This is a genomic window from Rhodococcus shunpengi, from assembly GCF_048381395.1.
Taxonomy (GTDB): domain Bacteria; phylum Actinomycetota; class Actinomycetes; order Mycobacteriales; family Mycobacteriaceae; genus Rhodococcus.
In genome coordinates this window covers 78522-96138 of record NZ_JBLWIU010000028.1, presented here as the reverse complement: position 1 = coordinate 96138, position 17617 = coordinate 78522, and the positions used below count along the sequence as shown (strand labels likewise).

14 protein-coding genes are annotated in these 17617 nt (G+C 70.0%); 8 read left to right on the top strand and 6 right to left on the bottom strand.

The features are described 5' to 3' along the window. Positions 1 to 2103 (bottom strand): acyltransferase family protein, encoded by a 2103-nt coding sequence (locus tag ACNJ7K_RS16420; protein ID WP_088898453.1) that lies wholly within the window; start codon positions 2101 to 2103, stop codon positions 1 to 3. Between the two features lie 149 nt (positions 2104 to 2252). Here ACNJ7K_RS16420 and ACNJ7K_RS16415 point away from each other — a divergent pair, with 149 nt between their 5' ends. Then, positions 2253 to 3542 (top strand): adenosylmethionine--8-amino-7-oxononanoate transaminase, encoded by a 1290-nt coding sequence (locus tag ACNJ7K_RS16415; protein WP_088898452.1) that lies wholly within the window; start codon positions 2253 to 2255, stop codon positions 3540 to 3542. A 9-nt stretch (positions 3543 to 3551) separates the two neighbouring features. On the opposite strand, the gene ACNJ7K_RS16410 is transcribed toward ACNJ7K_RS16415, so the two are convergent. Continuing rightward, positions 3552 to 4340 (bottom strand): alpha/beta fold hydrolase, encoded by a 789-nt coding sequence (locus tag ACNJ7K_RS16410; RefSeq protein WP_159418067.1) that lies wholly within the window; start codon positions 4338 to 4340, stop codon positions 3552 to 3554. Positions 4341 to 4439: 99 nt separating this feature from the next. On the opposite strand from ACNJ7K_RS16410, the gene ACNJ7K_RS16405 reads away from it, so the two are divergent. The 6 genes from ACNJ7K_RS16405 (at position 4440) to ACNJ7K_RS16380 (ending at position 10224) form a co-directional block, all read left to right on the top strand. After that, the gene (locus ACNJ7K_RS16405; protein ID WP_088898450.1) at positions 4440 to 5579 is read left to right on the top strand and encodes an 8-amino-7-oxononanoate synthase; all 1140 of its coding nucleotides are present in this window, start codon (positions 4440 to 4442) and stop codon (positions 5577 to 5579) included. After that, positions 5576 to 6289, top strand: a complete 714-nt coding sequence (gene bioD / locus ACNJ7K_RS16400) for a dethiobiotin synthase (protein WP_487041943.1) — start codon at positions 5576 to 5578, stop codon at positions 6287 to 6289. The genes ACNJ7K_RS16405 and bioD overlap by 4 nt, the downstream gene beginning before the upstream one ends. Positions 6290 to 6393: 104 nt before the next feature. Next, positions 6394 to 6681: a hypothetical protein gene (locus tag ACNJ7K_RS16395; RefSeq protein WP_016694393.1), complete on the top strand. Its 288-nt coding sequence runs from the start codon at positions 6394 to 6396 to the stop codon at positions 6679 to 6681. After that, on the top strand, positions 6678 to 7514 hold the full coding sequence (locus ACNJ7K_RS16390; RefSeq protein WP_088898448.1) for a hypothetical protein: 837 nt from the start codon (positions 6678 to 6680) through the stop codon (positions 7512 to 7514). The genes ACNJ7K_RS16395 and ACNJ7K_RS16390 overlap by 4 nt, the downstream gene beginning before the upstream one ends. Positions 7515 to 7559: 45 nt before the next feature. Next, entirely contained in the window at positions 7560 to 9476 is a 1917-nt protein-coding gene (locus tag ACNJ7K_RS16385; RefSeq protein ID WP_487041942.1) for a fumarate reductase/succinate dehydrogenase flavoprotein subunit, read from the top strand. Between the two features lies 1 nt (position 9477). Continuing rightward, positions 9478 to 10224, top strand: a complete 747-nt coding sequence (locus ACNJ7K_RS16380; RefSeq protein ID WP_016694390.1) for a succinate dehydrogenase/fumarate reductase iron-sulfur subunit — start codon at positions 9478 to 9480, stop codon at positions 10222 to 10224. 37 nt (positions 10225 to 10261) lie between these two features. On the opposite strand, the gene ACNJ7K_RS16375 is transcribed toward ACNJ7K_RS16380, so the two are convergent. After that, complete coding sequence (locus ACNJ7K_RS16375) at positions 10262 to 11257, bottom strand: iron-siderophore ABC transporter substrate-binding protein (RefSeq protein ID WP_088898446.1); 996 nt, start codon at positions 11255 to 11257, stop codon at positions 10262 to 10264. Between the two features lie 111 nt (positions 11258 to 11368). On the opposite strand from ACNJ7K_RS16375, the gene ACNJ7K_RS16370 reads away from it, so the two are divergent. Then, positions 11369 to 12973, top strand: coding sequence for an MFS transporter (locus ACNJ7K_RS16370; protein ID WP_487041966.1), 1605 nt, complete (start codon positions 11369 to 11371; stop codon positions 12971 to 12973). A gap of 49 nt (positions 12974 to 13022) precedes the next feature. Here the strand turns inward: ACNJ7K_RS16370 and ACNJ7K_RS16365 are convergent, their stop codons facing one another. Genes ACNJ7K_RS16365 through ACNJ7K_RS16355 form a run of 3 tightly spaced genes read right to left on the bottom strand, consistent with a single transcriptional unit; the run spans position 13023 to position 17448 of the window. After that, positions 13023 to 14180, bottom strand: a complete 1158-nt coding sequence (locus ACNJ7K_RS16365) for a VWA domain-containing protein (RefSeq protein ID WP_487041941.1) — start codon at positions 14178 to 14180, stop codon at positions 13023 to 13025. Next, positions 14177 to 16378 carry a DUF5682 family protein gene (locus tag ACNJ7K_RS16360; RefSeq protein ID WP_159418074.1) on the bottom strand — a complete coding sequence of 734 codons (2202 nt, stop codon included), beginning with the start codon at positions 16376 to 16378 and terminating at the stop codon, positions 14177 to 14179. The genes ACNJ7K_RS16365 and ACNJ7K_RS16360 overlap by 4 nt, the downstream gene beginning before the upstream one ends. After that, positions 16375 to 17448: an ATP-binding protein gene (locus tag ACNJ7K_RS16355; RefSeq protein WP_487041965.1), complete on the bottom strand. Its 1074-nt coding sequence runs from the start codon at positions 17446 to 17448 to the stop codon at positions 16375 to 16377. The genes ACNJ7K_RS16360 and ACNJ7K_RS16355 overlap by 4 nt, the downstream gene beginning before the upstream one ends. Between the last annotated feature and the right edge of the window lie 169 nt (positions 17449 to 17617).

Here is a 17617-nt window from a genome sequence, read left to right as displayed (position 1 = left end):
TCACCACCAACCGGTGGCGGGACCGAGTTGTCGGCCGAGCTCGGGCGTCAGCGTCCGGACGTAGGTCGTGGTGAGGTGGTTCTCGTCACGGTAGATGAGGATGTTTCCCTCCACCGCCCGGCACAGATCCTGCCGGCAGAACTTGTCGGACAGGTCGAGCAGCGACACGGTGGGCAGGTGCGCGGATGCGGCGACGGCCGGGTCGATCGGGTCCAGCGCCTCCTCGCGCGGCACCCCGCACGTTTCCGCGGTGCCGCCCCCGGCGAGGCAGTCCGCGGCCCGATAGGCGAGATCGCCGCGGAACAACCACGGGTTGTCGCGGATCGCCACCACCGGGATGCCGTAGTCGGCGAGCGTCTCCCACAGATCGACGTACCAGAACGGAACGAAGTCGCCCGGTCCCTCGCCCTGGTCCTTGGTGCGCGTCGACGTGGTGAACACGTAGTCGGGCGGATCTGCGCGCAGTTCCGCGAGCACGGCGGTCGACCACGTGTCGCACTCGACCGTCGGGGACTCCTCGACGAGCGGGGCGAGGGGATCGGAGAGCGGGCACCCGACCTTGAGATAGGTGTCGAGGCGGAAACCGTGTTCGATGCCGAGCGCGTCGAGCGCGGCGAGCCAGTGCTCCGAGTGCGACCCCCCGACGATCACCATGCGTCGCGTCGCGAGCGGGTCGCCGTAGGTACAGGTCAACGGTGTGCGATTGGTGTGCTGGGCGATGCAGTTGTCGAGCGTCGCGGGAGGCAGGTCGCGATGGGCGACGAGCAGCGGCGGTTGCACCGGTTGCGGCTCGGTGGAGACTGCGGGATCGAACACCGCAGCGCCGGGATACAGCTCCGTCGGTAGGGCGGTGACGCCTTCGAGGGTCTCCGTCGAACGGTCGACGTGGGTGTGCCAGAGGTTCGCGGCCCCGACGAGAGCGACGGCCAGGACCGTCACGAGACCCACGAGCGCGGTGCGGGACGGCCGAGGGGGTTCGACGCGGCGGATGGGGTCCTCGAACCACCGGGTCGACGCCTCGGCGAGCAGCAGCGACAGGGCGATCACGACGAGTCCGCCCACCAGGCCGACGGACGGGTGCCCGCGCACGATCAGGTAACCGATGAGGATCGGCCAGTGCCAGAGGTACAGCGCGTAGGCGATCGCCCCGAGGCGCACCATGGGCGCGGATGCCAGCAGTCGCGCCGACGGCGTGTCGTGCTCGGCGCCGGAGTCCGAACCAGGGCCGGAGCCGGAGCGGATGCCCGCGACGACGAGCGCCATCGCCGCCCCGACGGGGACGAGTGCCCACGGCCCGGGGAAGAGGGCGTTGCCGTCGAGGACGAAGCCGCACGCGAGCAGCACCGCGAGTCCGAGCGCACCGAGCACGATCCGCAGCGCGCGCGGAACCCGCAACCACGGCGACAGGCACATCAGCAGTCCGCCGAGGGTCAGCTCCCAGGCACGGGCGGCACTGTCGTAGTACAGCCACGACTGTGGCCGGTCGGCGAGCACCGCGTACGCCAGCGACGCCGCGGTGAGGACGGCCAGCAGCACCGTCAGGGGCAGGCGGACCGGCACCGACATCCGGCGCAGCAGCCACGCGGAGCCGAACACCACCACGAGCGCTGCGATGTAGAACTGGCCCTGCACGGCGATCGACCACAGGTGCTGGAGCGGGCTGACCATCGGATCCGCGGCCAGATAGTCGCTCGCCGTGCGGGCGAGGTACCAGTTCTGGAAGAAGAGCAGTGACGCCCCGGTCTGGTCGGCCACGTCGAGCCACCGCGTGAACGGCCGCAGCACCACCGTGGCGGCCGCGACGGCGGTGAGCACGACGACGAGCGGAGGCAGCAGACGACGGCCGATCCGCCGCAGGACGGGACGCGGATCGAGCGGGGCCGAGGAGTCGGCCGTCCTCAGGAGCGTGCCCACGAAGAAGAAGCCGGAGAGCGCCAGGAAGACGTCGACACCACCGGAGACGCGACCGAACCAGACGTGGAAGATCACCACGAGCGCGATCGCGAGACCGCGCAGTCCGTCGATGTCGGCACGGCGCGCGGGGCGCGTGCCTGTCGTCCGCGCACCACTCTCGAGTTCCGGTCCCGAGGTGTGGACGGACATGTGACGGATACCCCCGGTGTCTAACGTGTGCGGCTGTGCTGCGAACCGGGCGACGAGCGCACCGGCCGATTGCCGTGAGCGTCGTTCACGGCAACTCGGGCAGACTACGCGGCTGCGGGCGGCGACTTCCAACCGCCTACAGTCTGGGCGTGGGCAATTCTCCTCTCCCGGTCGAGCGGATCCGCACCCTCGACGCTCGGCACCTCTGGCACCCCTACGGCGCGTTTCCGGCGACCACCGAATCGTTGGTGGTCGACCGTGCCCACGGTACCCGGATCGTCCTCGCCGACGGTCGTGAGCTGGTCGACGGCATGAGTTCGTGGTGGGCCGCGGTGCACGGATACGGGCATCCCGTCCTCGACGCGGCGGTCCGCGATCAGTTGGACCGGATGAGCCACGTGATGTTCGGAGGCCTCACGCACGAGCCGGCCGCGCGTCTCGCGGAACTGCTCGTCGACATCACCCCCGACGGTCTCGACACGGTCTTCCTCGCCGACTCGGGTTCGGTGTCGGTGGAGGTGGCCGTGAAGATGGCGGTGCAGTACCAGCGTGCCGTCGGTAGACCGGGACGGCGTCGCCTGCTCACCTGGCGCGGCGGCTACCACGGCGACACCTTCGCCCCGATGAGCGTGTGCGACCCGGAGGGCGGCATGCACGCGCTGTGGACCGACATGCTCGCGCGACAGGTCTTCGCCCCCGCCCCACCGGCCCGTTTCGATCCCGACTACGTCGCGCAGTTCGAAGCGGTCCTGCTCGAGCACGTCGACGAGCTCGCCGCGATCGTCGTCGAGCCGGTCGTCCAGGGTGCCGGCGGCATGCGCTTCCACGACCCGCGGTATCTACGCGAGCTGCGCAGGATGTGCGACGAGCACGGACTGGTACTGATCTTCGACGAGATCGCGACAGGTTTCGGGCGCACCGGCGAACTCTTCGCCGCCGACCACGCGCAGGTGAGCCCGGACGTGATGTGCGTGGGCAAGGCACTCACCGGCGGATACATGACCCTCGCGGCGACACTGTGCACGCGGGCCGTCGCCGAGGCGATCAGCGCGGGGGAGGGCGGCGGTGTGATGCACGGCCCGACCTTCATGGGCAACCCGCTCGCATGCGCCGTCGCCGTCGCGGCGGTCGAACTGCTGCTCTCCCGCGACTGGCGAGCCGAGGTGGCGGCCGTGAATGCGGGACTGACGGAGGGACTCGCGCCGGCCCGCGAGTTGCCGGGGGTCGCGGACGTCCGCGTCCTCGGAGGCATCGGCGTGATCGAACTCGCCGATCCGGTGGACATGCGCGCGACGACCGACGCCGCCGTGGCGGCCGGGGTGTGGCTGCGGCCGTTCCGCAATCTCGTCTACGCGATGCCGCCCTACATCTGCTCGGCCGACGATCTCGCGGCGATCACCTCGGGGATGATCGCCGCCGTCGGCGCGAACACCCGGTGACCGAAGGGGTCAGCGGACGGCGGTGAGGAACTCCGCGATCGCGTCGGCCACCGCCGTCGGGGTGGTGACGTGCGCGAAGTGCTCGTGCCCCGCGAACTCGACCAGCCGGGTGTCGGGCATGACGGCCCGCAGGGCCTCGGTGGCCACGACGTGGTGCTGCGCGGTCCGCGAGCCCTGCAGGAACAGGGTCGGGGTCGTGACCGAGGCGTACCCCGTGACGTCCGGCCCGTGACCGTCGATGACGCGCAGTTCGCGCACCCAGGTGGGTGCCAGTTCGGCCATCCGGGACCAGATCGGGGTTCCGCGTAGCCGATCGACCCCCGCGGCGGGGACGCGGAGGATGTCGATCATGGCGATGGTGAGCGCGCGGTCGAGGTCCCCGGCGTCCACTGCTGCCGCATACGGTGCGAGGGCGGCTCCGGCGAGCGGCCCGGCGACCGGCACCGGCGGTTCGTAGAGGACGAGTCCGGGCACGTCGACTCCCGAGGCGACCGCCGCGAGGGCGCACAGTGCGCCGTAGGAGTGCCCGACGAGCGAGGCGTCCGGTCCGGCGGCGTCGAGAACCGCGGCGATGTCGGCGATCTCGGTGTCGATCGAGTACGCGTCGGCGTCGCCGCTGAGCCCGCGCCCGCGCCGGTCCACGAGATGGACGGTGAAGCGGTCCGCCAGGACGGAGGCCACGCGCGACCATTCGTCCCCGGTCGCGATGCTGCCGTGCACGACGACGAGACCCGGTCCCTGCCCGAGCCTGCGGAATCCGATCGTCGTTCCGTCCCGGGACTCGATGTGGACGACCATGTCACCTGCCTTTCGTCGGGGTCTGCCGGACCGTCCGAGCCTACGACCCGAGCCGACCGACATGGCGACTTGAACGGTGTTCAAGTATGGTCACCGCTCATGACCGCACATCCCGCCCTGGCGTGGCTCGACGACACCGCGGCGGCGCGACGCGCAGCGGGTCTGCACCGCGACCCCGTCGTCCGCACCCCCGGCTCGACCGTCGTCGACCTCGCCTCCAACGACTATCTCGGCCTGACCCGCCATCCCGAGGTCCTCGCGGGAGCCACCGCTGCCCTGCGGCGATGGGGAGCCGGCGCCACCGGATCGCGGCTGGTCACCGGCACCACCGCCGAACACGAACTCCTCGAACGCGAACTCGCCGACTTCGTCGGGGCCGACAGCGGCCTGGTGTTCTCGAGCGGATACGCCGCGAACCTCGGTGCCGTCGCCGCCCTGGGTGGCAAGGACGCACTGCTCGTCTCGGACGCCGGCGGTCACGCCTCGCTCGTCGATGCGTGCCGGCTGTCCCGCTCGAGGATCGTCGTCACCCCGCACAACGACGTCGACGCGGTCGCGCACGCCCTCGCGACCCGCACCGAGGCCCGCGCGCTCGTCCTGACCGACTCGGTGTTCAGTACCGACGGCGACCTCGCGCCGCTGCGGGAACTGCATCGCGTCTGCCGAGCGCACGGCGCGTTGCTCCTCGTCGACGAGGCCCACGGAGTGGGGGTCCGCGGCGCGGGGGGCCGCGGACTCGTCCACGAAGTGGGTCTCGCCGGCGAGCCCGATGTGGTCGTCACCGCGACGCTGTCGAAATCCCTTGCCTCCCAGGGCGGAGCCGTCCTCGCCGACGGGCGTGTACGGGAACATCTCGTGGACACCGCCCGCACCTTCATCTTCGACACCGGACTCGCCCCGGCCGCCGTCGGTGCCGCCCGGGGTGCGTTGAAGGTGCTGCGCGCCGAACCCGCCCGTGCCGCTGCAGTGCTCGAGCAGGCCGCGCACCTCGCTCGTCTCACGGGCGTCGAGGTGCCGCCGTCCGCTGTGGTGTCGGTGATCCTCGGCGACCCGCACGTCGCCGCCGACGCAGCGGCGAAGTGCCGCGACCGCGGCGTGCACGTCGGCTGCTTCCGGCCGCCCTCGGTTCCGGCCGGTACCTCGCGGCTGCGCCTGACGGCACGCGCGAACCTCACCGACGACGAACGCGCCCTCGTCGACGAGGTGCTCACCGACGTCCTCGCGGGAGCCCGGGCGTGAGCATCCTCGTCGTCACCGGCACGTCGACCGATGTGGGCAAGACCGTCGCGACCGCGGCACTCGCCGCGAACGCCGTGGCCGCGGGACTGCGGGTCGCGGTGTGCAAACCCGCCCAGACGGGCGTGAGGGACGACGGGCCGGGCGACCTGCAGGAGATCCGGCGACTGGCCGGGGACCGTGTCCGGCTCGTCGAACTCGCGCGGTATCCCGATCCGCTCGCACCCGACACCGCCGCGCGGCGCAGCGGACGCCCGCTGCTCACCCTCGAGGAGATCGTCGACACCGTCCGGATGCTCGATGCCGAGTACGACCTCACTTTGGTCGAAGGTGCGGGAGGTCTGCTCGTCCGGCTCGGTGCGGGCGGCTTCAACCTCGCCGACGTCGCGGCCGCGCTCGGAGCGCCGGCGGTGATCGTCGCCGCCGCGGGACTGGGCACGCTCAACCACACCGCGCTCACCGTGGCCGCGCTCCGCTCTTCAGGGGTCGAGTGTCCGGGGGTGATCATCGGATCCTGGCCTACTGCACCGGATCTGGCGGAACGGTGCAATCTCGACGACCTTCCCGACGTCACCGGCGTCCCCGTCGTGGGCAGGATCCCGGCCGGCAGCGGCGCTCTCGACGCTCGCGTCTTCGCCACCCGTGCCTCTCGGTGGTCGGATCTGCCGCTCCCGACGAAACGGCGTGCGGGCGGAGCTTCCGCTGTACTGTGATGGATGCCACACTGCAACTGGCCTGTTCCCATCGTGTCGGCCGGCGCGACATGCCGATACCCGCTACGGAAGGGACATGTCGACCGCTCGGCCCGGAGGTACTGATGTCCATCAGCGAATTGCAGGAACTTCAGCGCACCGCCGCCCACCTGCGCCAATGCCTCGGATCCCTACGATCGCGCTACGGGGACGCAGCCCCGGTGAAGAGGCTGTCGAACGACGTCGAACGTCTCGACATCGACATACGCGACTTCGCCGAACATCCTCCGCGCGAGGTCGTCAACAGTCTCGGTGAACGCATCCCGATTCCCGATACGCCGTACGACGACTCGTTGTTCCGCGGAACGGATACGGACGACGAAGGTCTCGGCGGGCTGCACGGCTCGCGGTGAGCACCTCCGAGGCGACGCCGGCGGCGCGCGGTGAGCCGGCCACCGGCGTCCGCTCCGAGGGCCGCGCACGGATCACCGCGCGGACGCTGCGGATCGACCGCTGGTGGCAGACACCCGCACTCACCGTCCTCGGTCTCGGTGTGTTCGTGGTGTACGCGACGATCCGCTCGTTCGTGCGCAGCGCCTACTACGTCGAGGACTACCACTACCTGACGCCGTTCTACTCGCCGTGCGTGAGCGCGTCCTGCGTGGACGGCGCCCGCCATTTCGGCACGTGGGTCGGCGAACTCCCGATGTGGATCCCGCTCGCCTTCCTGTCGCTGCCGTTCCTCCTCGGCTTCCGGCTGACCTGCTACTACTACCGCAAGGCCTACTACCGATCGTTCTGGTTGTCGCCGCCGGCGTGCGCGGTCGCCGAACCGCACCGGCACTACACCGGCGAGACGCGGTTCCCGCTGATCCTGCAGAACTCGCACCGCTACTTCTTCTACGCCGGTTTCGTGGTGTCGCTGATCAACACCTACGACGTCATCCTGTCCTTCCACAGCCCGAGCGGATTCGGCATCGGACTCGGCAACCTGATCCTGCTCATCAACGTCGTGCTGCTCTGGGGTTACACGCTGTCGTGCCACTCGTGCCGGCACGTCACCGGCGGGCGCCTGCGGCACTTCTCGAAACACCCCGTGCGCTACCGGATCTGGACGTTCGTCTCGAAACTCAACGCCAGGCACATGCAGTTCGCGTGGATCACGCTGGGGACCCTGATCCTCACGGATTTCTACATCATGCTCGTGGCGAGCGACACCATCGCCGATCTGCGGTTCATCGGCTGACGCGCACGGCACGACACCGGCCGCACCGGAGGAGGGGGAACACGGATGGTGGATGTCGAACGGCACAAGGTCGACGTCGTCGTGATCGGAGCAGGCGGCGCCGGGCTGCGCGCGGTGATCGAGGCGCGGCAGCGCGGCTTCTCCGTCGCCGTGGTGTGCAAGTCCCTGTTCGGCAAGGCCCACACCGTGATGGCCGAAGGCGGATGCGCCGCCGCGATGGGCAACGCCAACCCCCGCGACTCCTGGCAGGTGCACTTCCAGGACACGATGCGTGGCGGCAAGTTCCTCAACAACTGGCGGATGGCCGAACTGCACGCCCGCGAGGCCCCCGACCGCGTGTGGGAGCTGGAGACCTACGGAGCACTGTTCGACCGCACCCCCGACGGACGGATCAGCCAGCGCAACTTCGGCGGCCACACCTATCCGCGACTCGCGCACGTCGGTGATCGCACCGGACTCGAACTCATCCGCACGATGCAGCAGAAGATCGTGTCGCTGCAGCAGGAGGACCACGCCCAGCACGGGGACTACGAGGCCAGGGTGCGGGTCTTCGCCGAATGCACCATCACCGAACTGCTGAAGGATGCGGAGGGACGCATCGCCGGCGCATTCGGATACTGGCGCGAGACCGGACGATTCGTGCTGTTCGAGGCGCCCGCGGTCGTCATCGCCACCGGCGGTATCGGCAAGTCGTGGAAGGTCACGTCGAACTCGTGGGAGTACACGGGCGACGGGCACGCCCTCGCTCTGCGCGCCGGCGCCACCCTCATCAACATGGAGTTCGTCCAGTTCCACCCGACGGGGATGATCTGGCCGCCGAGTGTGAAGGGCATCCTCGTCACCGAGGGTGTGCGCGGCGACGGCGGAGTGCTGAAGAACTCCGAGGGGGAACGATTCATGTTCTCCTACATCCCGCCGGTGTTCAAAGGCCAGTACGCGGAGACCGAGGAGGAGGCCGACCGCTGGTACGAGGACCAGGAGAACAATCGCCGCACACCCGACCTGCTCCCGCGCGACGAGGTCGCCCGCGCCATCAACTCCGAGGTCAAGGAGGGTCGGGGCACCCCGCACGGCGGAGTCTTCCTCGACATCGCCTCGCGGATGCCGGCCTCCGAGATCATGCGCCGCCTGCCGTCGATGCACCACCAGTTCAAGGAACTCGCCGACGTCGACATCACCGCCGAGGCCATGGAGGTCGGCCCGACCTGCCACTACGTGATGGGCGGCATCGAAGTCGATCCCGACACCGGCGCCGCCGCGGTCCCGGGACTGTTCGCCGCCGGGGAATGTTCCGGTGGGATGCACGGATCGAACCGGCTGGGCGGGAACTCGCTGTCCGATCTGCTGGTCTTCGGTCGCCGGGCCGGTCTCGGCGCCGCCGACTACGTGCAGGGCCTCACCTCGCGCCCGACCGTCGCCGAGACCGACATCGACACCGCCGCCCGCGCGGCACTCTCGCCGTTCGACCCGGCCGATGCCGACCGCGCCGAGAACCCGTACACCCTGCACACCGATCTGCAGCAGGTCATGCAGGATCTCGTGGGCATCATCCGCCGCGCGGACGAGATCGAACGCGCCCTGCGCGAACTCGACACGCTGCGCACCCGGATCCGCAACGTCGCGGTGGAGGGACACCGCCAGTTCAACCCGGGCTGGCATCTCGCCCTGGACCTGCGGAACATGCTCCTCGTGTGCGAGTGCGTCGCGCGGGCGGCATTGCAGCGCACCGAGAGCCGCGGGGGACACACCCGCGACGATCATCCGTCGATGGACCCCGAATGGCGTCGCACCCTGCTCGCCTGTCGCCTGGACGGCGGCGACCCGTTCGTCCCCGACGTGACGGTCACCGCCGAACGGCAGCAACCGATGCGCCCCGACCTGCTGGAGCTGTTCGACATCGACGAACTCGGGAAGTACTACACCGACGAGGAACTCGCGGACCATCCCGGACGGAGGGGTTGAGATGGGCTACCAGGCGGCGTTCAGGATCTGGCGGGGCGACGCCGACGGCGGGGAACTGCGGGACTACACCGTCGAGGTCAACGAGGGCGAGGTCGTCCTCGACATCCTGCACCGCCTGCAGGCCACCCAGGCACCGGATCTCGCCGTGCGCTGGAACTGCAAGGCGGGCAAGTGCGGATCGTGTTCGGCGGAGGTCGACGGCCGCCCGCGCCTGACGTGCATGACCCGCATGTCGCTGTTCGATCCCGACGCGACGATCACCGTGACCCCGATGCGCACCTTCCCGATCATCCGCGATCTCGTCACCGACGTCTCGTTCAACTACCGGAAGGCACGCGAGATACCGGCCTTCGCGCCGCCTCCCGATCTGGCGCCGGGGGAGTACCGGATGCAGCAGGTCGATGTGCAGCGCTCCCAGGAGTTCCGCAAGTGCATCGAATGCTATCTGTGCCAGAACGTCTGCCACGTGGTGCGCGACCACGAGGAGAACAAGGAGGCCTTCGCCGGTCCCCGCTATCTCATGCGCATCGCGGAACTCGAGATGCACCCGCTCGACGTCGCCGACCGGCGCGACGTCGCGCAGGACGAGCACGGCCTGGGCATGTGCAATATCACCAAGTGCTGCACCGAGGTGTGCCCGGAGAACATCCACATCACCGACAACGCGCTGATCCCGATGAAGGAACGCGTCGCCGGCCGCCGCTACGACCCGATCGTCTGGCTCGGCAACAAGCTGTTCCGGCGCTGAGCAAAAAGCAGGGACCGGACCGGACGCAGGAACCGGCTCAGTTCACGCGTTCGGCCACCAGCGGAACCAGCTCGTCGAGCGCGAACGGAACCGACAGCACCGAGTTCGTCGAGAACGCCGCAGAGATGTCGGAATCGCTGTCGAGCACGAGGAACCGGCCGTCGCGCACCGCCGGGATCTGCTGGAAGACGGGGTTGTCGGTCACCTCGGCGGCCGGCACGTAGATCGGCAGCACGATCAGCAGGTCGGCATCGAGCATGTTCAGGTTCTCGTCGGAGACGGTGATGAAGAAGTCGTCCGTCGCCGCGGCCTGCACCTGCGGATTGTTCACGAAGCCGAGCTCGGTCATGAAGTCGACGCGCGAGTCGCCGACGACGTAGGCGCCCCACCCCTCCGACGTGTAGGAGGCGACGGTGACGGTCTTGCCCGCGAACTCCGGGTTGTCGGCGGCGGCCTGCTCGAAGTCCGCATCGATCTGCGACAGCAGTTCGGCGCCCTTGTCCGGGACACCGAGAGCCGCTGCCACGGAGGTCACCTGGTCGTCGAGCGACGTCAGATAGGCGTCGCTGCCTTCCGGGCCGGCGACGGTGGGGGCGATCCCCGACAGCGTCTCGTAGCGGGCCGGCTCACCGGAACTCTTGGTGTCGAGGATCAGATCGGGCTCCTGCGCCGCGAGCATCTCGAAGGACGGCTCGATCGTGCCGATGAGCTCCGGCGGCGAGTCGTACAGCCCCTGCGCCCACGGCCCCACGCCGTCGCCGCCGAAGGCGAGCCAGTCGCTCGCCGCCACCGGCTGAACGCCGAGGGCCAGTGCAGTTTCGGCGTCGCCCCAGCCCAGAGCCGCGACGCGTTCGGGGGCGGATTCGATGGTGACCTCCCCGAACTTCGTGTCGACGGTGACGGGGAAGGCGCCGTCGGCCGGCGCCGACCCGGAGTCGGACTCCGTGTCGGACGACCCGCACGCGGTCAGCGCGATCGCGGTGGCCGTGAACAGAGCGGCGGAACGGAGCAACGCAGCGGATCGGCGTGTCATGACGGGCCTCGAGTCTGTCGATCAACAAGTGAGGCGATCCTAACCCGGTGGGTGACCGAAGGTGAAAACCCGCCGGAAACCGCGCAGGGCAGCCGCTCGAGCGCGCACTATGTGTCCGTGACCCCACCTGACGACGGTCGGCCGGCACGCGCGAAGCCGGTGCTGGCCTCGCTGATCCTCGTCGCCGCCGTGGCGAACCTGAACCTCGCCGTCGCGAACGTGGCACTGCCCGAGATCGGGAAGGCGTTCGACGGGAGCCAGACCCAGCTCAACCTCGTCGCCGTGGGTTATTCCGTCGGCCTCGCCGCGTCGGTGCTCTACCTCGGTGCCGTCGGCGACCGTTACGGACGCAAGACGATGCTGCTGCTCGGCATGGCGTTGTCGGTTCCGGCCTCGGCGGTCGCCGGGTTCGCGCCGAGCACCGAGGTGCTGTTCGCGGCGCGGGTGCTCGGCGGTGTCTCCGCCGGTCTGGCGTTCCCCACCACCTTGGCCCTGATCACCGCACTGTGGTCGGGCGCAGCCCGCACGCGCGCGATCGCATTGTGGTCGTCGATCGGCGGTGGCCTGACCGCGCTCGGCCCGCTCGTCGCCGGCACCCTGCTCGAACAGTTCTTCTGGGGTTCGGTCTTCCTGGTGACGATCCCGCTCGCGCTGATCGCTCTCGCCCTGACCTGGATGTTCGTGCCGAGCCACGTCAACGAGTCGACCGATCCGGTCGATCATCTCGGCGGCGTGGTCTCGATCGTGTTGGTCGGCTCGCTCGTCCTCGGCATCAACTTCGTGCCCGTCGACGGGATGGAGACCATCGCGGTGTCCGCTCTCGTGATCGCTCTCGTCGCGGTGGTCCTCTTCGTCATGCGCCAGCTGCGCGCGGCGAATCCCCTGTTCGACCTGCGGGTCGCCCGGCGTCGCGTGTTCTGGGTCGCGGCCGTCGCGGGCATCATCGTGTTCGGCACCCTGATGGGCACGATGTACATCAGTCAGCAGTACCTGCAGAACGTGCTCGGTTACTCGACGCTCGCGGCCGGATCGGCGGCGCTGCCCGCAGCATTCGTGATGGTGCTGGTGGCGCCGCAATCGGCGAAACTCGTCGGGTCGCGCGGCTCCCGCTTCACGCTGCTGTCCGGTTACGTGGCGATCGTGGCCGGGCTCGTCGTCGCACTGATGCTGTGGGACGAGGACGCGCACTACTGGGTGGTCGCCCTGAGCTTCGTGTGCCTCGGAGCCGGTGTCGGTCTCGCCGGTACCCCGGCCTCGCATTCGCTCACCGGCTCGGTTCCGGTCGCCCGTGCCGGGATGGCCTCCGGCACGGCCGATCTGCAACGCGATCTCGGTGGCGCGATCGTCCAGTCGATCCTCGGCGCACTTCTCACGGCCGGGTACTCGGCCTCGCTCGCCGCGACGATCGCGGCGAGTCCGCAGGCCGCGGCGGTCGACGAGCAGACCGAGACCGCACTGGAGAAGTCGTTCGCCGGTGCGGTCGGGATCGCCGAACACTATCCGCAGTACGCGCCGCAGATCATCGAGGCCGCCCGGTCGGCCTTCCTCGACGGCGACACCCGCGCCTACACGGCCGCGATTGCGATCGTGCTGGTCGGAGCGGCCCTGGTGGCCTTCGTGTTCCCGTCCCACGCCACCGAGATCGCGCTGCTCGAGCGGTACGCCGAGGAGGACGGCGACGTCACGGTCGGCTCCCCTGGGGAACCGGCCCACTGAACCCCGGATCGCCGCACCGTCGTCGCCACCCCGTACGGGTCTCCGGCGTTCACCCGGACTGCGACCAGCGTCCGACGTCACCCCGTTCGAGCGCGACGGCGAGCAGTTCCGGGAACCGGTCGGGCGTGCACGCGAAGGCGGGAACCCCGAGTTCGGCGAGCGCCGCAGCGTTGTCGCGGTCGAAGGACGGCGCCCCGTCGTCGGACAGCGCCAGCAACACCACGACCTGCACACCCGCGGCGAGTATCTCCCGGATGCGCGAGAGCATCTCGGCGCGGATGCCGCCCTCGTACAGATCCGAGATGAGCACGAACAGCGAATCGGCCGGGCGCGTGATGAGCGACCTGCTGTAGGCGATCGCCCGATTGATGTCGGTGCCGCCGCCGAGCTGGGTGCCGAACAGCACGTCCACCGGATCGGCGAGCTTGTCGGTCAGATCCACCACCGCGGTGTCGAAGACGACCAGCGAGGTCCGCAGTGCCCGCATCGACGCCAGGACCGCCGCGAACACCGACGCGTAGACCACGCTCGACGCCATCGACCCGGACTGGTCCACCGCGAGCACCACGTCGCGTTTCACCGCCTGGGAGCGGCGCCCGTAGCCCACCAGCTTCTCGGGCACCACCGTGCGATGCTCCGGCAGATAGTGGGCCAGGTTCGCGCGGATCGTGCGATCCCAATCGATGTCGCGCAGTTTCGGATTCGACGTCCGCGACGACCGGTCGAGCGCACCCGTGACGGCGGTGCGGGTGTGCTGCGCGATGCGAGCCTCGATCTCGCGCACGACCTTCTCGACGACCGTCCGTGCCGTCGCCTTGGTGGTCTCCGGCATCACGCGGTTCAGGCTCAGCAACGTGCCCACGAGGTGCACGTCCGGTTCGACGGCCTCGAGCATCTCGGGTTCGAGGAGCAGCCGGGTCAACCCGAGCCGATCCACGGCGTCGCGCTGCATCACCTGGACGACGGATGTCGGGAAGTAGGTGCGGATGTCGCCGAGCCAGCGCGCCACCCGGGGTGCGGATGCGCCGAGACCTGCGGTGCGCGGTGCCGTGCCGTCGCCGGGCGCGCTGTCGTACAGCGCGGCGAGCGCGGCGTCCATCGCATTGTCGTCGGCCGAGGACAGGGATCCCGTGGAGTCCTCCGCGGCCTCGCCGAGTGCGAGCCGCCAGCGGCGCAGGCGTTCGGTGTCGCCGGATTCGGTTGTCATGCAGACACTCCCAGAATCGACGCGGTGGCGGTCAGGGCGATCCGGCCGCGGTCCACGGCCGGCGGTGCCTCCGTGCCGCGGGTGCGTTCGCCCCGCACCGTCTGTCCGAGCAGGCGTCGCTCACCGAAGGCGAACGACCCGAAGGTGCGTCGGAGGACGGGTAGGACGTCGACGAAATCGTCGTCGGTGAGGCCGCTGATCCATTCGTCGACGAGGTCGAACAGTGCGCTGTCGTGGACGAGCAGGAGCCCGCCCCCGCCGAGGAAACCGTCGATCCAGCGCGCCTTCGCGGGTGCGGGTGACCCCACCGACAACGCTCGCGCGACCCGCACGGCCGCGTCGTGTTCGCCGAGTCGGCCGGTGTCGCGCAGCATCCGGGTGGTGCGGCCGACGAGCAGCCCGTCGACGTCGTCGCGCTCGCTCACCGACGTCAGTGTGTCGAGCCATCGACCGGTCGCGCTCGGGTCCTCGCGCAGTGCGAGAGCGAGGTGCACATCGTCGATCGCGGTGCGCAGCGCATCGGCGGCGTCGTGGTCGAGGCCGGTGACCGCCGCCGGGAGACCGGCGCACACCCGCGCGAGGAGGGCGTCGCAGACGTGTTCCAGGGAGGACAGATCGGTGCCTCGCACATCGCCGTACCGGACGGTGCGCACGAGGGTCGGCAGTGCGCTCATCAGGTGCAGCACATCGTGATCGAGAGCGGCCGCCGCATCGATCGCCGTCACCAGCGACGGGATCGTGGTCCGCAGGTCGGCGAGCAACGCCCGTTCGAGGAGTTCGGTGAGGTCGGCGAGCGCGATCCCGGAGCGTGCGGCACGGTCGCCCACCGTGGCACCCGCCGCGGATTCCACCGTCGTGCCCCACCGGGACGCCTCGACGATCGCCACCGACAACTCGGGTTCCCACCGCAGCGTCCAGGTCTCGCGGAACGTGCCGGTCGAGCGCACCTCGCTCTCCGTGGGCGTGCCCCAGTCGATCCCGAGCAGCGCCAGGCGGTGCAGCAGTCGCGACCGCGCGACGTCGATCTCGCGGCGCAGGTCCAGATCGAGGTTCTTCGCTTCGGCGGACCGCTTGAGACGCAACGACTTCGCATTCCGCTGCAGGTCGGTGTCGAGCGGGACGGTGGGGGTGTCCTCGGAGACCGAACCGAGTGCCTCGCCGACGACGAGCCGCCGTGTGACGAGGTCGAGCAGGACGTCGTCGCCGTCGCACAGCACCGATCGGGTCGCTTCGACGACCTCGTCGAGTCCGGCCACCGCGCGACCGCGCAGTGCCGCGAGCGTGTCGGCGAGGCGCGTCGCCTCGATGACGTGGGCGCTCGAGACGGGCAGATCCTCCTTGCGCAGGACACGGGCCACGCGGGTGAACCAGCGTGCGGTCGTGTCCGTGGGCTGTGTGAACAGGTGGTGGTACCAGCCTGGCGAGGTGATGCCGGCGCCGTAGCCCGACGACAGCGACAACCGGGAGTGGCTCCACGGCACCCACGTGAGAGTGGTCTTGACCTTGGGCATGCCCTTGAGCAGACGCGCGTCGGGGGCGGCCGGTCCGAGTCGGCCGGTCAGTGCGGGCGCGTGCATCGCCCCGCACACCACGGCGATCGCGCGGGCCCCGGCCTTGACCGTCGCGCGCAGCACCTGCCGCATGTGCGCCTCGCGTCGCGCGGTGTGGTCGTCGATCCCGACATCTTCGCGCAGCGCCCGCATCGCGTCGGTGATCTCGTCGAAGGCCTGTGCGGTGCCGTGCTCGACCACCGCATCCCACCACTGCTCGAAATCGGCGTAGCCGCCGGCGCGGGCGAGCATGCCGAGCAGATCGTCGGTCGCGCGGTCGCCGACCTCGCGTTCGGCGGCGAGCGACATCGCCGCCGGAAGATCGCAGAACCGCACGTCGGCGTCGTGCAGGTACGCCCACCGCAGGGCCTGCCACTCGGGCGAGAAGGCCGCGAACGGCCAGAACGCGGCCTGCGCCGGTTCGTCGCGGGCGTAGGCCAGCAATGCGACCGGCGGAACCATGTCGTCGGCCGCGGCGAGCGCGAGCACCGGATCGGCGTCCGACGGACCCTCGATGAGGACGGTGTCGGGTTCGAACTCCGCGAGTGCCTGCAGGACCGCGCGCGCCGAACCCGGCCCGTGGTGCCGGATTCCGAAGACCCGGATCTCCGCGGGCGCAGCCGCGCGGTCGAAGAGAACGTCGGTCACCCGGTGATCTCCCGGCACGCCCGGTAGAAATCGGTCCAGTCGCCGCGTTCCCGGACGACGGCCTCGAGATATTCGTTCCAGACCACGCGATCGGAGACGGGGTCCTTGACCACCGATCCGAGGATTCCGGCCGCGACGTCGGAGGGCCGCAGCACCCCGTCGCCGAAGTGCGCTGACAGGGCCAGACCGCCCGTGACCACCGAGATCGCCTCGGCGGTGGACAACGTGCCCGACGGGGACTTCAGCTTGGTCCGGCCATCGGTCGTGACACCGCTGCGCAGCTCCCGGAACACCGTGACGACGCGGCGGATCTCCTCCGCGGCCGCGGGCACGGCCGGCAGTTCGAGTGCGGCGCCGAGTTGTTCGACGCGGCGGGTGACGATCGAGACCTCGTCCTCCTCGCTCGCCGGCAACGGCAACACGACGGTGTTGAACCGTCGACGCAGCGCGGACGACAGGTCGTTGACCCCGCGGTCGCGGTCGTTGGCGGTGGCAATGACGTTGAACCCCTTCGTCGCCTGCACCTCGATGCCGAGTTCGGGGACGGGAAGCGTCTTTTCCGACAGGATGGTGATCAGCGCGTCCTGCACGTCGGCGGGGATGCGGGTGAGTTCCTCGATACGGGCCACGGCGCCGTCGCGCATCGCGGTCATGACCGGGGAGGCGACCAGCGCGGCGGCGCTCGGCCCTTCGGCGAGCAGCCGCGCGTAGTTCCAGCCGTACCGCACCGACTCTTCGGTCGTGCCCGCCGTTCCCTGTACGAGCCGGGTCGACGAACCGCTGATCGCGGCGGCGAGATGCTCCGACACCCAGGTCTTCGCGGTACCCGGCACACCGAGCAGCAGCAGTGCCCGGTCGGTTGCCAGGGTCGCGACGGCGACCTCCATCAATCGGCGCGGGCCGACGTACTTCGGGGTGATGACGGTGCCGTCGGACAGTTCGCCGCCGAGCAGGTAGGTCACCACGGCCCACGGCGACAGCTGCCACGACGGCGGGCGCGGCCGGTGGTCGAGTCGCGCGAGTGCTGCGAGTTCGTCCGCGTACTGCTGTTCGGCGTGCGGGCGAAGCAGGTCGGTGCCGGACCCGGCAGTGTCGGATACGTCCGGCCCGGCAGTGTCGGATACGTCGGGCCCGCCGGTGTCGGATGCGCCGGATTCGTCGGGCCCGCCGGTCTCGAACGTGCCGGTATCGGACGCCTCGGCCTCATCGGTGCCGACAACTGCGGGGGTCGACTCGAAG